Below are 12,807 nucleotides of genomic sequence, written 5' to 3'. Positions count from 1 at the left end.
CCCCGCGCATCAGTGCCCCCCCGCAGACGTATGCTGGATCAGCGGGAATTGAGGCAAAGCAAGATGTTACCACCCGACCTGCGACAGCAATTGCAATTATCCCAAGGGCGACTCCTGCATCTTCTAGAGTCCTTTCCTTCAGCACGGGTACTGGTGGTGGGAGATCTCACCCTTGATGAGTTTCTCACGGGTCAGGTGGAGCGCCTCTCGCGCGAAGCCCCTGTTCTCATTTTGCGCCATGAATTTACCCGCCAAGTTCCGGGGGGCGGTGCCAATGCCATCTACAATTTGGCCAAGTTGGGTGCTCAAGTGCAGGCGGTTGGTCTGGTGGGTGAGGATCCTCAAGGTCAAGCTCTGTGTGAGATTTTTCAAGCGGCTGGAATTGATACTCAAGGAATTTTCAGGGATCGCGATCGCCCCACCGTGACGAAAACCCGTATTTCTGGCCATGCCCGCCAGTCGGTGACGCAGCAAATTGTGCGGGTGGATCGCAAGTCCGATGATCTGCCTGCCCCGGCGCTCCAAGAGGCGTTAGCGACCTTTATTCGTCAGCAGGTGGGGACTGCCGATGCCGTGGTTTGTTCGGACTATGGGGATGGCGTCTTTACCCCCCCTGTGATTGCGGCTGCCCTAGAGCATGAGCGGACAATTGTGGATACCCAACGGGATTTAGCCCGTTATCGCGGTGCCTTCTTGTTTACTCCCAACCTGCCAGAAGCAGAGGCAGCGGTGGGCTATCCGATTCGCACGGAGGCCGAGGTACTGCGAGCTGGGGAAGATTTGCTGGAGTTGACAGCAGCAAAATACATCCTGATTACGCGAGGGGATGCGGGGATGAGTCTGTTTAGCCGTGAAGCTGCGCCCTACCATTTACCCGCCTTTAACCGCACGGATGTCTTTGATGTGACTGGGGCAGGCGATACGGTTGTGGCTGCTTTAACCCTTGCCCTTGTGGCGGGTGCGAGTCTTTGGGAGGCAGCTGTTTTAGGAAACTTGGCTGCCAGTATTGTGGTGCGCCGCTTTGGTACCGCGACAACCTCCACGGCAGAGATGGCGGCAGCCCTGCATCATTTGCTAGAAGATTAGTCCGACGTGGCCTGCTGCAACCATTCCAGAATGCCTTGAGCCAAGGTACGGGCAAGCTCGGCTTGGGCTTGGGGGTTGACAATCCACTCAAACTCTTCGGGGTGAATCATGAAGCCCAGTTCCAGCAGGACCGCAGGGGCAATTGTCGGACGAGTCAGGGCAAGATTATTCCAAAACACACCGTACCGCTGCCGCCGCAGTTGCCGACTCAAATAACCCTCAAGGAAAAGAGCCAGATCATGGCTTTGGGGGTGATACCAAAACGTGCCGATCCCTTGCGTGTTGCGGGCATCACCTCCATCGGGAAGGGCATTGTAGTGCAAGCTCAGGGCAAGAGTAGGCTGTGCTGATTCAATGGCAAGAATGCGATCGGGCAAGTCCAGATCAATATCCTCTGTGCGCGTCAAAATGACCGCTGCCCCAAGGCGTTCTAGCTCGGGTGCCAGCCTTTTCGCCAGTGCCAAGGTGACGACCTTTTCTGGTGTGCCATCTGGGCCGCGTGCCCCCAAGTCCTCAGGTCCGCCATGACCGGGATCAAGGAGAATTTTGATACCTGCTAAGGGGCGTGACCCCCGTTGGAGTTGCGGTGGATGACGCAGTTGCAGCACTAGCCGATTGCCCTCATAGGCGACGCGGTAGCCCCACTGTTGGCGATGATGAAGCGTAAAACGATACTCCACCCGTTCTTGATCAAGGGGATACCAATCAAGGCGTTGGATGACTGGATCGGCGTCGAGACGAATAATATCCGTTTGGGGAATGGTGTTATGGAGCGTCAGCGTGAACTGGCGATCGCCCTGCTGAATCGAAATGGGCACCGGCACATCCAAAGGAAAGCGAATTTCTGTCCAACCGGCAAGCTGGCGGCTGGTAATACTGCGGATGGTGGCCGTTGTCGGCAGAGCACTGGAGAGGAAGCGCACTTCATTGGCGCGGATCCAACCCCCATAGTCTAAATGCAGCCAATCCCCCGTCTGTCCGCGTACCCGTGCTCGCGTTCCCACTGGCAGTGGTGTCAGCCGCGAATAATCGGTGCTAGGGCCCGTGCGTGCCACCCCCCCAAGGGAGCGGGTGACCTCAACAACGGGTAATTGCGTCGGCTCAGCCACACGAATGCGCGCACCTACTTGGCGTTGAGTTTCCAATTGCCACTGAATCGAACCATAGTCGCCCACTTGGGTCAGTTGGAGGCAGTTGCGGTAGAGAGGCGGCTGAGGAGTCGTCACATCCGCTTGCTGAATCAGCGCAGCCAGATTAGAGGGCAGTTGCACTTGGAGCGGTAGGGGTTTTAGGGGCAGAATACGCTGACCGACTTGGACTTGAACGGCGCGATCGCGGGGGGCGGCAGCGGTAAAGCAAACAATTTCATTGGGCAGGCGCACTAAATCGGCCGTTGGCTCTAGGGGTTGTAGTGTGGTCGGTACTTGGGGCACAGTGCGGGTAATGGCAAAGTCAAGGCGCTGATCCCCTGCTTGGAGGGTGAGGCGATTCAATCCGGGTTGCAGGGGAATACTGGGGGCAAAGTGTCCCGCGGGGGAGCGATCGCCAACCACCCGCCCATTGAGGGTAACGACAACTTGCGGCGGTGCGGTACCAATAAAGAAAATCTGGGGTGCACTAGTCGTGTGCTCTCGCGGCGGATAAACCACTTGTAGAGAACCTTGGGCTACTGCTGATGTCATTGGGCCAAGGAAGAATCCACCTAAAAGACCAAGGCTGAACCCCTTCACTTGCTACCCCCATACACTCAACTTCTTAATATTTTCTTCAGATTATTACTCTTCAGTTGTCAATGATGAGAGTTTACAAACCATTACGTTGAGTTCACAGCTCTGAACAAAAGCACAAGTAAGACATAGCTCTTTCTTTTCTGAAACAAGGAGGACGTAAAGGGGATGTAATCTTTCCTAGAGTCGTTTTGTCTAGTTTGAGCCTATTTCATCTTTGTGAAAGGGTTATAAAGGTCAATCACCACTCAGGAAAGTAAAGAGAGTTTCGCTAAGGGCATTTATAGAATTCGTTGATCCCCGCTGAAGTAGCATATTTTTTAACATTGGGATCATTGCCATCTCTAGAAAATCCACCCATAATGAAAAGTGTCCTCTCTCATAAATTTCCTTAATGTTGCGCAATACTATTTCTTTGGTCTTGTTATTTTGAAACGCAAGTTTGCGCAACTCCTTCTATCACAAGTTCGTACACATCAAAAAGAATTTAAGGATTATTTAACTATGGTTACAATGCAAACGATTCACTGTCCTCACTGTGGTAAATTAGCCCTTCGCCAACGCTATGGCTCCGTCAGTCACACCCAGTGTCCCCACTGTGACTATGTCCTAACGATGTGCGATCGCACAGGACGGGTACTAGAGGCCTACACGCCTGAAATTACCCATGTGGGTCAGTATGGTGCCAACCTCACTTGCACCATAGAGCGAACACGGGCACTGTGCTAGCAAGAATTCATTAGAAGAATCTAAAGATTGATGAGGAAAATCCTGAGAGTTGTTAAGATAGTTTACATATGGCTATCTTACTTCTACTGGTACTGGCATTGGTGCTGTGGTCGGTGCGACTCCTCCACGGTGCCTATCGCCTTCGGGATTTTTCCTTACTGCTGGCCAGCGGCCTCGTGGCCATCTCAGCGGGAGGTGTGATTTTTGTCTATAGCCTGATGAATGGCTGTGTCGGCTATCTCAGTCAAGGGCAGTCCCTTCCTGAGTCTGATGCGCCTGTCATCATGTCTGACGTGGCTTACTTTGAGAGTCCCTCTGGAGCAACAACTCCAACCTTTAGCCCCTAGGTCTGACTCACGATCCAAGCGTAGGCGATCGCCAGCGTCAACACTGTGAGCGGTGCACCAAAGCGCAAGTGCTGCCAAAACGAAAACCGCTGTCCGGAGCTAGCAGCGGCCTCAACGGTAATTAAGTTGGCTACAGCGCCAAAGAGCGTGAGATTACCGGCAAGAGTACTCGTGGCTGCCAGCAGGTACCAGAGTTGATCGGCTTCTTGGGGGATAAACTGGGCTAACAGCAAGACGGTGGGCACATTAGAGATGAAGTTCGACAGCAGTGCCGTGATCAGCACCAAAGGTAACGGCTGATTCACCCAAGGGCGTAAAGCAGCTAATAAATCAAAGTTTTGAATACAGCGGGTGAGAATAAACAGACCTGCAAAAAGAACCAGTAGTGACCAATCCACCTGAGCAAGAACCCGCTCTGGCTTGAGACGACGGGTGACTAGTAAAGCCGCTGCCGCCAATAGGGAAGATTCTGCCAAAGGAAAGCCCAGCAGAAATGCCAAGAACATTAACCCGGAGACAATGAGGGTTTTGTGAAGTAGCCCTTTTTGGATCCGAGTCGGTTGCAGAGTCGCTAGAGTGCAGGGTTGGCGCGATCGCACCTCTGGGTAGAGCCACCACAACCAAGCCACTTGAAGAGCTAAACCTAGTACCGCTACAGGGACCATCACTTGGGCAAACTGGAGATAACCTAACCCTGAAAATGATCCCACGAGAATATTTTGGGGGTTGCCGCTGAGGGTGGCCACTGAGCCAATATTGGTTGCACCAGCGATCGCCAGCAGGTAGGGCACTGGATTCAAACCCAAGACATGGGTAATGCGCAGTGTTAAAGGCGTCGTGACAAGAGCAAGGGTATCGTTGAGAAAGACCGCCGACAACATTCCCGTAGCCACAGTGAGAAACACCAGCAACCCCAAAGGACTGCCACTAAAGCGCACCACCCCTACCATGGCCAGCTGAAAAAAGCCACTGTAGCCTAGATAGGCATTGACAATCATCATGCTCAGCAGAAACACGATGGTTTGAGGATCAATGGCTTGCCATGCGGCTGGTAGATCAATTACGCCTAGGGCAATCAAAAGAGCCGCACTCACAAGGGCGATCGTGGCACGATTCATGCGCAGCCCCGGTACACTCCCTAGGGCTAAGGCACCATAGCTGAGGGCGAGGATCAGGAGTTGGAGAATAAACCGCAGCACTTACTGTTGGGTTTGAATTTTCTTGGCCTCCAAGGCGTCGAGCAGTTCCCCAAGGGCAGCAATGTCTTCACCGTCGTATTCCCGTTTCCACAGCAACTGGGAAATTTGGTTCTCAATCGCCGACGTTAAAACTTGGGTTTCAAGAACCCGCTGAACCAAGCGTTGAATCATCATAGGCTTTCTGGGCTTTTGGCAACTTGAATCACTGTTCTCTAGGGTAGCCCATTGCCTTAGGCGCTAATCCACAGAACCACTTTCTCAAGTGGCACAATTTGCTATAGTGGGGGCATTGGGATCAATAAAGCCTTGATCCTAAGGGGGAGATCGTTGTCCAGTCAATAAATCGTGTTTCGATAAATTAACGAAAGTTGAAATTCTACGACACACCAGATATACTAAAGGGCGACTTTTGTAAACTCAATAACAGTTCTTTTAAGGCAAAGGAGGTAAGGCAACTTGGCCAGAAGACGGAAGCGGAAGAGCCGGCGGCGTCTCGAAGGACGCAAAATTCTTGAGTGCGTACCTCAATATAGCATCGAAAGTGGCGAAGATAAACCTGTGACAGCGGCACGAAAATTCATTCAGGCCAAGGGGATCACCCCGCCCGCTTTACTCCTTGTTAAGCGGAATGAGCACACCACCGATCGCTACTTCTGGGCAGAAAAAGGCTTATTTGGTGCGCAGTACGTTGAAGAAAATCACTTTTTATTCCCTAGCCTAAGGGAACTTGCAGAAGAGAAAATGGCAGCCACTACCCGCTAGGCTGTTTTTGACAAACACCGATTTTAGAGGAGTCAGGAGTTGCTTCTGGCTCTTTTTGCTGTTGAGGGCAATAGACGCTGGGGTGCAAAGGATTTGATCTTTTTGCGCCATTTACTTATGGCAATTTGGAAACTGTCCCCTACAATAGAAATAGCGGAGACGCACGTTTCCGTTCACTCCTCACACCACACCCCGCCTGGACAGTCAATCGTTCGGGCGGCTTCCTTATTGGGTGGAGGGCTACAACTCCCAAACGTGGTTAGGATTGCTCAAATTGGCCTGTACCTGTGCCAAGTCAGCTAACTGGCTAAAGGGACTTGTCTGAGCGTATTTGACCACAGCATCCAGAAGCAGCGCCAGTTGAGTATTGTCTCCACGGGTAATTGCTCCATCGATCTGCTCAAAGAATTTTTGAAAAGCCTGCGCCCGCTCCTCAAAGGAAGGATTGAGGTGGCCGATGAGAAGCTCTTGTGTCGCGTTGATCTCTGCAAGCCTTTCTTGCTTCCGTGCCTCGATTTGCTGGCCCTTCGTAATCTCTTGTTCTTGGACCTGCTTCGTAATTTCCTGCTCTCGAACTTGGTTCGTGATTTCCTGCTGGTAGCTTTCAACAAGAGAATGGACTAAATTGAGAACGATTGTTGCTCCTGTTGCTCCACTGAGGAGAGCTTTTTCCGAAAGTTGATTGTAAAACACTTTCTCCTCCTAGAGAGACTTGCGCTCTGCCGATAGGCTGCTAGCAATCGTGTGTGTTCAGGATTCAAGTTGCCGTCGCGATCAAGGAGCGGTGTGCGGATAATCTCTCGTAGTGCTTTGACTAAAAGCAATGCTTTCTGAAACTTCTGAACATCCTCTTCCCGCTGGATATCGAACCCTTGTTTAATAGCCACTTCTAACTCGTTGAGCGCTCTCTGACAACGCTGATCAAGATTCTTGAGAACTGACTCTAGCTCTTGAATCCGTCGTTGAACACCGTCTTTTAGGTATCTGATGTAAGCAGCCATCGTGGTGATTTTTTCATCTATTTCTGCAACATATTCTTTTGCTCTGGTGAGTTTCTTTTCTGCTTCAGTGAGAGCTTTTTCTCCTTCTGCTGATAGACTAAGTCCTACAAGGATAGAACCAATAACAGCACCTCCAACAACACCTCCTAGTAGCAAACCACCAGCTAATTCACCGGCTATACCTCCTGCACTACCACCTAGTAAAATGCCTCCGAGAACTGTCTCTGGATTAATATCTGCGTCCACCGTTTGCGGGTACTTATTCAGCCCCTCAAATCCTACCTCCCGAAGCTCCAGAGCACGTAACATTACTTCACCAAGCTCTAGATCAGAGAGTGAATACTTTTGTTTCAATTCCTCAGTAAGCCTCAAAAAACCGCTCACTGTACCTTCTGTACGTTCCAAGATACGTTCCAAGATGTATTTTCGCAAATCTTTGTATAGCGTTTCAGTTTGATCTTCGGCATACTTGACATGTGCTTTCTTAGAGTGATAGCGACTTTAGGCAGATTCATAGCATTCTTTAGCAGATTCGTAGCGTTTTTTAGCGGTTTCACGTTTTTCTTTCGCTTCTTTCTGTTTGCGCAAGCCGTCGGCAGCAGCCTCTATACCGACTAAACCAGCAATCGCTGCTCCAAGAAACAAGAATGGAATCATAATTGTTACCAAATTCTATGCGAAGAGTGTGAGGAATAGCATGAAGCTACTGCCAAGAAATGATAAAGTCAACCCGTAGAAATACTGATTTTTTAACCCATTAGAATGGAATACCGCATCTGCCACCAAACCACTTACACCTACAGTGACCCGGTTGCCCTTGCTTCCCACGATCTGCGGTTGATCCCGCGCAGTGATGGCCACCAACGCCTGCGATCGCTCTCCATACAGATTTTACCGACACCCCAAGGCCAAAGTACGGTTCTCGATGTCTATGGCAATCACATTCAGCGCTACTGGTGGTCACCACAGCCCACCACCTCCCTGATGATTCAAGTCACGTCTGAAGTAGAAACCTATTGTGACAATCCCTTTAACTATTTGCTTGACTCGTGGGCAACCACACTCCCTTTTAACTATCCGCAGCGGCTAGCGACCAGTTTGCATCCCTATCTCTCGGCGCCAGTGGATCCTGTGGCCTATGAACTGGCGTGGACAACGTTAGCCAAGGGCGATGGCAGTGTCCTCACATTTCTCAGTGATCTCAATAACAAAATTTACCGAACCTGTCAGCACCAGATTCGCGAAACTGGTGCCCCTTGGCCTCCCTGTGTGACTTGGGCTAACCAAATGGGTTCCTGTCGGGATACGGCGGTGTTGTTTATCCATGCCTGTCGGGCTGTGGGTTTAGCAGCACGGTTTGTCAGTGGCTATCAGGAAGGAGACTTGGATAATCCTGAACGACATCTCCATGCGTGGGTTGAAGTGTATTTACCGGGAGCTGGCTGGCGGGGTTATGACCCGACCCATGGCTTAGCAGTGAGCGATCGCCACATTGCCCTTGTGGCCGCAGCAGAGGCAGCAGATACAGCCCCAATTCAAGGGACACTGCGGGGTCAAGGAGTCACCTCAACGATGACCTACCAACTGCAAATTCAGCGACTCGCCTAAGTGTGGAAGAAAAAGGCCGTGCCCAAAATCCCGTAGGTCGCCAACAGCAGTGCCCCCTCTAGCCAGTTCGAGCGGCCATCGAGACTAATCACATTGGCAATGACCACAGCAATAATGACGGTCACCACCTCAAATAGACTAAAGTTTAGATCCATGGGTTGACCAATCAACTGGCCAATAAGCACCAGCACCGGTGCCACCAAGAGCGCCACCAAGAGCGAGGAACCAAGGGCAATAGACACCGACAAATCCATGTTGTTTTTCAGGGCAACCCCCACAGCGGTCACATACTCTGCTGCTCCCCCCACCAATGGCAAGAGGATGACTCCAGTAAAAAGGGGTGTCAGACCCAGCCCCTCCGTTGCTGCCTCAACGGCACCGACAAAAATTTCTGATTCAAAGGCCACCCCAAGTGTGGCTATCATCAGCACCGTGATCCACAGGGGCAAGTTGGGCTTTTCGTGGTGTCCCTCTTCGTCCGCTAGCTCCACCTGACTGACGTCGTAAAGATAGCTGTGGGTTTTCAAAGAAAAGAGTAACGTTAGCCCATAGACCAGAATCAAAATGATCGCGGCCACGACTGACATTTTGGAAATAGCTGCTTGCGGCACACTATTGGAAGTGTAAATCACCATCGCCGGTAAAAGAATGGCAGCGATCGCCACTGTCATCGAGGAAGCATTCACCCGCGCCACCACTGGGGCAAAGGATTGCTCCTTGTAGCGAATGCCCCCTAACAGCATGGATAACCCCATCACTAGCAAAAGGTTTGCCATCAGGGTTCCCGTAATACTGGCTTTGACAATATCCACTAAACCCGCTTGCAGCGCCACAATGGCAATAATGAGTTCTGTTGCATTGCCAAAAAGGGCATTCAAGAGACCCCCAATGGTGGGTCCAGTGGCAAGGGCTACCTCCTCTGTTGCTGTGCTCAACCAAATCGCTAAAGGCACAATGGCGAGAGCAGCCAAGATAAAGACCGCAAGTGCCCCCCATTCCAATTTCTCAGCAGCGATGGAGAGAGGAATAAACACCAAAAAACCAATCGAAACCAGTCGCTTCATGGGGATACCCCTTACATGGTGAAAGGAGAAAAATCTCCTCTATCCTAGCCTGCGGTTTGAGTTTTCCATCCCAAGCAGGGAGAAATAGGGGTAGTGCCTAGCCACTGCGGAGGATCACTCGCTGATTTTGGCGGGCGACGAGGGAAAGGGTCAAAGGACCAGCCGTATAAACGGGAGTGGGTGTGACGGCACTAATATCAATTGTTCCTTGGTGATCTTTAAGATCTAAGACAAATTTCACTAGTTCAATTTGGCGAAAGGAGCCAACACTGCCAGTCACAGGATCAGGGAGGACACCGGAGGCGATCGCCCGCTGATTACTGATCGTAAACAACTGATCCAAGCGTTGCAAAATTTGCTCATCGGTCATCTGGCTGGGATCCAAGGAGATGGTGGCCAGATTCTCACCCTCGCGGAAAACTTCTTGATTGCGCGCCACTTGGGGCACCACAAGAATGTTGCTTTCCCCCTGTAGATAATTAGCTGCCGCTAAAATCCGCACCACATAGGGTTGGCCATCACTAATTTGGCTGCGCAGGCGATTCACGTCTTCGGTGGTAATTTGAATCACCTGATCCGTCGGTTTTAGATTTTGAGGATTGTTGAGAACAATGGCATTGCGACGTGCTTCCCGCAGGAGTTCTTCAATAACTTGGGTGGCCTGAGCCGGCTCCTTGACATTTTGAATCACAGCAGATGCCAAGACTTGCCCCGTGCGAATGGCGATCGTCCCCCGCCGTAGTCCCAACAACAGGATGCTCACATTTTCCTCAAGGCGTTGGCGACTGGCCTCAAGGGCAGCAATTTCCTGCTGAAGACTGCGCTGTTGATTGCGTAACACCTGCTGCTGCCGATTGGCAACGGCCAGTTGATCCTGAATGCGATCAATCTCTGCTTGGAGACGATCCTTTTGACCTTCAACTTCGGCAAGGCGCTGTTGAGCCGTGCGAATGGCGGTTTCTAGGGCTGCTTTTTGGCCAGCCACATCCTCGAGGCGGCCTTGGATGGCTTGTCGCTCCCGTTGCAAACGCTGAATTTCTTGCCGCAGGCGTGCCCCTTGGGCTTCAAAGTTTTCGAGGTCTTTTTGGGCTTGGGTGTAGCGGTCTTGGAGTTGCTTGAGTTCTGCTTCCGTGAGGGTTTGACGATTGACGGCCTGCTCTAGGACTTGGTTGGTTTGACTGAGGCGTTGGCGAATGTTGGCCAGTTCAATTTGGGACTGTGCGAGTTCCGCTTCAATTTCATCCTTTTGGGCACGGGTTTCCGCGAGTTCTTGTTCAGCAGCCGCTTGTTGACGACGGATCGCACCAATGCGCAGCACGCCATCGCGCAACTCCCGACTGAGGGCAAAGAGGATGGCGAGGGTTGAGGCAGAAATTAAGCTGCCTGTGAGAATAGTAATCAGGACAGCTGTCTGTCGAGGCCGCAAATTAAACCAACTCAATCGGGCTTTGCCCACTTTTGAGCCAAGGCGATCGCCCACTGTCGCGATCGCGCCCCCAAGAATAATCACGGCCAAGACCAAAACATACCCAGCCATATTTCGGGTACTGCTGCCACTCCCCAACTATACTTTCTACAGTATGTGCCGATGCTGCCCCCGATAACGGTTTGGGCAAATCACTTTGACTGAAATCAACCGATGCCAAAAATTGCTACTTGGAACGTCAACTCAATTCGCACCCGCCTTGACCATGTGTGCCAATGGTTGGATAGCACTGGGGTGGACTATCTCTGTCTTCAGGAGACCAAAGTTACTGATGCTGAGTTCCCGCGTCAGCCCTTTCTGGTTCGTGGGTATCATGTTTATTGTAGTGGTCAAAAGGCCTATAACGGGGTAGCCATTCTCAGCCGTCAGCCCCTTGTGGGGGTAGAAGCTGGCTTTGCACCGCAGTTGCCTGCCCACAGTGACTTGGATACGCAAAAACGGCTGATTCGCGCCCAATTAGCCCCTGATGTGATCTTGGTGAATGTCTATATTCCCAATGGCGGAGCGTACGACAGTGAGAAATACCACTACAAGCTGCACTGGTTAAAAATCCTCCATGTCTATCTCGATCAGCTCACTGCCCAAGGGGAAGTGATTCTCTGTGGTGATTTTAATATTGCCCCTGAGGATAAAGACCTGTTTGATGCCAGCGATCGCGCCACAAAAGTGGGAGCCACCGATGCCGAACGCAACCTTTTAGCGGCCATTCGTGACCTTGGCTTCCACGATGCCTTTCGCCATTTTACTGAGGCGCCGGGGCACTACTCTTGGTGGGATTATCGGGCGGGTGCCTTTCGTCGCAATCATGGCTGGCGTATTGATCACCTCTACATTACTCCCGCTGTCAAAGCCCGGGCCTGCAACTGTCACATTGATATTGCCCCGCGGCGCTTACCCAAGCCCAGTGACCATGCACCCGTGATCCTAGAGATTGAATAGGGGCTGTACAGTGGGTTGGCGCAGCCACTCAGTTAAACTCTGAACCCCTTGGCCGTAGGTGAGATCAAAGGTCAGCGGCGTAATACTAATCAGATTTTGGGCGATCGCTTCCACATCCGTGGGTGCTTGATTGGGGTCTTGGGGATATTCTTCAACCACTTCACCGGCGAGCCAGTAGTAAGTTTTGCCGCGAGGGTCAATGCGCTTCTGGAACAGGTCATGGTAGCGCCGAATCCCCTGGCGTGTAATGACAACGCCAGCAATTTCACTGGCAGGCAGGGCAGGTACATTCACATTGAGGAGCATCTTTGGGGGAAGGGGGGCGGTTTCCAGCGCTTTGAGGAGACGACTGGCAAAGTCAGCGGCCGGCTGAAAGTCATGAACTGTGAAACTGGTGAGGCTAATGGCAATACTAGGAATTCCCTCAATCACCCCCTCCATCGCAGCAGACACCGTGCCGGAGTAGAGAATATCTGTGCCGAGGTTGGAGCCTTGGTTAATCCCAGAAACAACAAAATCGGGAGGTTCCTCTAGGAGGGCACCAAGGGCGAGTTTGACACAGTCGGAGGGGGTACCGGAGCAAGCCCACGCCTTAATACTGGGGTGAAAGCGATCGCCAACGACTTCGGCGCGAATCGGATCAAAAACAGTGAGGCTATGCCCTGTAGCGGAGCGTTCGCGATCCGGACACACGACCACGACTTCATGACCAGCGATCGCCAGCGTGTCTGCCAACGCCCGAATACCGGGGGCAAAGACCCCATCATCATTGGCAATGAGTAACCGCATTTCCTGCCCCCTGAATCGTCAAGTATTGGCAAAACATTACAGTTGATTGCAAATCGCAGCACACTCCCTG

At 51.8% G+C, this 12,807-nt stretch carries 15 protein-coding genes; 6 read left to right on the top strand and 9 right to left on the bottom strand.

Features of this window, described 5'->3' with window-relative positions; translation table 11 throughout:
• The first annotated feature begins 63 nt into the window (after nucleotides 1-63).
• Complete coding sequence (gene rfaE1, locus NBE99_RS04645; protein WP_250683320.1) at nucleotides 64-1,086, top strand: D-glycero-beta-D-manno-heptose-7-phosphate kinase; 1,023 nt, start codon at nucleotides 64-66, stop codon at nucleotides 1,084-1,086.
• On the opposite strand, the gene NBE99_RS04640 is transcribed toward rfaE1, so the two are convergent.
• Nucleotides 1,083-2,768, bottom strand: coding sequence for an N-acetylmuramoyl-L-alanine amidase (locus NBE99_RS04640; RefSeq protein ID WP_250683319.1), 1,686 nt, complete (start codon nucleotides 2,766-2,768; stop codon nucleotides 1,083-1,085). The genes rfaE1 and NBE99_RS04640 overlap by 4 nt on opposite strands.
• A gap of 549 nt (nucleotides 2,769-3,317) precedes the next feature.
• On the opposite strand from NBE99_RS04640, the gene NBE99_RS04635 reads away from it, so the two are divergent.
• Both NBE99_RS04635 and NBE99_RS04630 read left to right on the top strand, forming a co-directional pair.
• Nucleotides 3,318-3,542: a replication restart DNA helicase PriA gene (locus NBE99_RS04635; RefSeq protein WP_149819579.1), complete on the top strand. Its 225-nt coding sequence runs from the start codon at nucleotides 3,318-3,320 to the stop codon at nucleotides 3,540-3,542.
• A 68-nt stretch (nucleotides 3,543-3,610) separates the two neighbouring features.
• Complete coding sequence (locus NBE99_RS04630; RefSeq protein ID WP_250683318.1) at nucleotides 3,611-3,889, top strand: hypothetical protein; 279 nt, start codon at nucleotides 3,611-3,613, stop codon at nucleotides 3,887-3,889.
• Here NBE99_RS04630 and NBE99_RS04625 read toward each other — a convergent pair.
• Both NBE99_RS04625 and NBE99_RS04620 read right to left on the bottom strand, forming a co-directional pair.
• Entirely contained in the window at nucleotides 3,886-5,088 is a 1,203-nt protein-coding gene (locus NBE99_RS04625) for an anion transporter (protein WP_250683317.1), read from the bottom strand. The two genes, NBE99_RS04630 and NBE99_RS04625, sit on opposite strands and share 4 nt — an antisense overlap.
• The gene (locus NBE99_RS04620; protein WP_250683316.1) at nucleotides 5,089-5,262 is read right to left on the bottom strand and encodes a hypothetical protein; all 174 of its coding nucleotides are present in this window, start codon (nucleotides 5,260-5,262) and stop codon (nucleotides 5,089-5,091) included.
• Nucleotides 5,263-5,544: 282 nt separating this feature from the next.
• Between NBE99_RS04620 and NBE99_RS04615 the strand changes: the two genes are divergently transcribed.
• On the top strand, nucleotides 5,545-5,850 hold the full coding sequence (locus NBE99_RS04615) for a DUF3155 domain-containing protein (RefSeq protein WP_149819587.1): 306 nt from the start codon (nucleotides 5,545-5,547) through the stop codon (nucleotides 5,848-5,850).
• Nucleotides 5,851-6,090: 240 nt separating this feature from the next.
• Here NBE99_RS04615 and NBE99_RS04610 read toward each other — a convergent pair whose 3' ends face one another.
• The 3 genes from NBE99_RS04610 to NBE99_RS04600 all read right to left on the bottom strand — a co-directional run bounded on the left by NBE99_RS04610 (nucleotide 6,091) and on the right by NBE99_RS04600 (nucleotide 7,508).
• Entirely contained in the window at nucleotides 6,091-6,543 is a 453-nt protein-coding gene (locus NBE99_RS04610) for a hypothetical protein (RefSeq protein WP_250683315.1), read from the bottom strand.
• Nucleotides 6,471-7,256, bottom strand: coding sequence for a hypothetical protein (locus tag NBE99_RS04605; RefSeq protein ID WP_250683314.1), 786 nt, complete (start codon nucleotides 7,254-7,256; stop codon nucleotides 6,471-6,473). The genes NBE99_RS04610 and NBE99_RS04605 overlap by 73 nt, the downstream gene beginning before the upstream one ends.
• 96 nt (nucleotides 7,257-7,352) lie before the next feature.
• Nucleotides 7,353-7,508 (bottom strand): hypothetical protein, encoded by a 156-nt coding sequence (locus NBE99_RS04600; protein ID WP_250683313.1) that lies wholly within the window; start codon nucleotides 7,506-7,508, stop codon nucleotides 7,353-7,355.
• 105 nt (nucleotides 7,509-7,613) lie between these two features.
• Here NBE99_RS04600 and NBE99_RS04595 point away from each other — a divergent pair, with 105 nt between their 5' ends.
• Nucleotides 7,614-8,459, top strand: a complete 846-nt coding sequence (locus NBE99_RS04595; protein ID WP_250683312.1) for a transglutaminase family protein — start codon at nucleotides 7,614-7,616, stop codon at nucleotides 8,457-8,459.
• Here NBE99_RS04595 and cax read toward each other — a convergent pair.
• Together cax and NBE99_RS04585 are read right to left on the bottom strand one after the other, a co-directional pair.
• Nucleotides 8,456-9,523, bottom strand: coding sequence for a calcium/proton exchanger (gene cax / locus NBE99_RS04590; protein ID WP_250683311.1), 1,068 nt, complete (start codon nucleotides 9,521-9,523; stop codon nucleotides 8,456-8,458). The genes NBE99_RS04595 and cax overlap by 4 nt on opposite strands.
• A gap of 97 nt (nucleotides 9,524-9,620) precedes the next feature.
• The gene (locus tag NBE99_RS04585) at nucleotides 9,621-11,060 is read right to left on the bottom strand and encodes a DUF3084 domain-containing protein (RefSeq protein ID WP_250683310.1); all 1,440 of its coding nucleotides are present in this window, start codon (nucleotides 11,058-11,060) and stop codon (nucleotides 9,621-9,623) included.
• Between the two features lie 102 nt (nucleotides 11,061-11,162).
• Here NBE99_RS04585 and xth point away from each other — a divergent pair, with 102 nt between their 5' ends.
• Entirely contained in the window at nucleotides 11,163-11,948 is a 786-nt protein-coding gene (xth, locus tag NBE99_RS04580) for an exodeoxyribonuclease III (RefSeq protein WP_250683309.1), read from the top strand.
• Here the strand turns inward: xth and surE are convergent.
• Entirely contained in the window at nucleotides 11,934-12,737 is an 804-nt protein-coding gene (surE, locus tag NBE99_RS04575) for a 5'/3'-nucleotidase SurE (protein WP_250683308.1), read from the bottom strand. The genes xth and surE overlap by 15 nt on opposite strands.
• Between the last annotated feature and the right edge of the window lie 70 nt (nucleotides 12,738-12,807).

The sequence above is a fragment of the Thermosynechococcus sp. HN-54 genome (assembly GCF_023650955.1).
Taxonomy (GTDB): domain Bacteria; phylum Cyanobacteriota; class Cyanobacteriia; order Thermosynechococcales; family Thermosynechococcaceae; genus Thermosynechococcus.
Note: the sequence above shows the minus strand (reverse complement) of the source record. Positions and strands in the feature narration are given on the sequence as shown.

Bases quoted from the DNA above. Each gene is read 5' to 3' on its own strand.
- rfaE1 (WP_250683320.1), top strand. From the start codon at position 64: ATGTTACCACCCGACCTGCGACAGCAATTGCAATTATCCCAAGGGCGA.
- NBE99_RS04640 (WP_250683319.1), bottom strand. From the start codon at position 2,768: ATGACATCAGCAGTAGCCCAAGGTTCTCTACAAGTGGTTTATCCGCCG.
- NBE99_RS04635 (WP_149819579.1), top strand. From the start codon at position 3,318: ATGGTTACAATGCAAACGATTCACTGTCCTCACTGTGGTAAATTAGCC.
- NBE99_RS04630 (WP_250683318.1), top strand. From the start codon at position 3,611: ATGGCTATCTTACTTCTACTGGTACTGGCATTGGTGCTGTGGTCGGTG.
- NBE99_RS04620 (WP_250683316.1), bottom strand. From the start codon at position 5,262: ATGATGATTCAACGCTTGGTTCAGCGGGTTCTTGAAACCCAAGTTTTA.
- NBE99_RS04600 (WP_250683313.1), bottom strand. From the start codon at position 7,508: ATGATTCCATTCTTGTTTCTTGGAGCAGCGATTGCTGGTTTAGTCGGT.
- NBE99_RS04595 (WP_250683312.1), top strand. From the start codon at position 7,614: ATGGAATACCGCATCTGCCACCAAACCACTTACACCTACAGTGACCCG.
- cax (WP_250683311.1), bottom strand. From the start codon at position 9,523: ATGAAGCGACTGGTTTCGATTGGTTTTTTGGTGTTTATTCCTCTCTCC.
- NBE99_RS04585 (WP_250683310.1), bottom strand. From the start codon at position 11,060: ATGGCTGGGTATGTTTTGGTCTTGGCCGTGATTATTCTTGGGGGCGCG.
- xth (WP_250683309.1), top strand. From the start codon at position 11,163: ATGCCAAAAATTGCTACTTGGAACGTCAACTCAATTCGCACCCGCCTT.
- surE (WP_250683308.1), bottom strand. From the start codon at position 12,737: ATGCGGTTACTCATTGCCAATGATGATGGGGTCTTTGCCCCCGGTATT.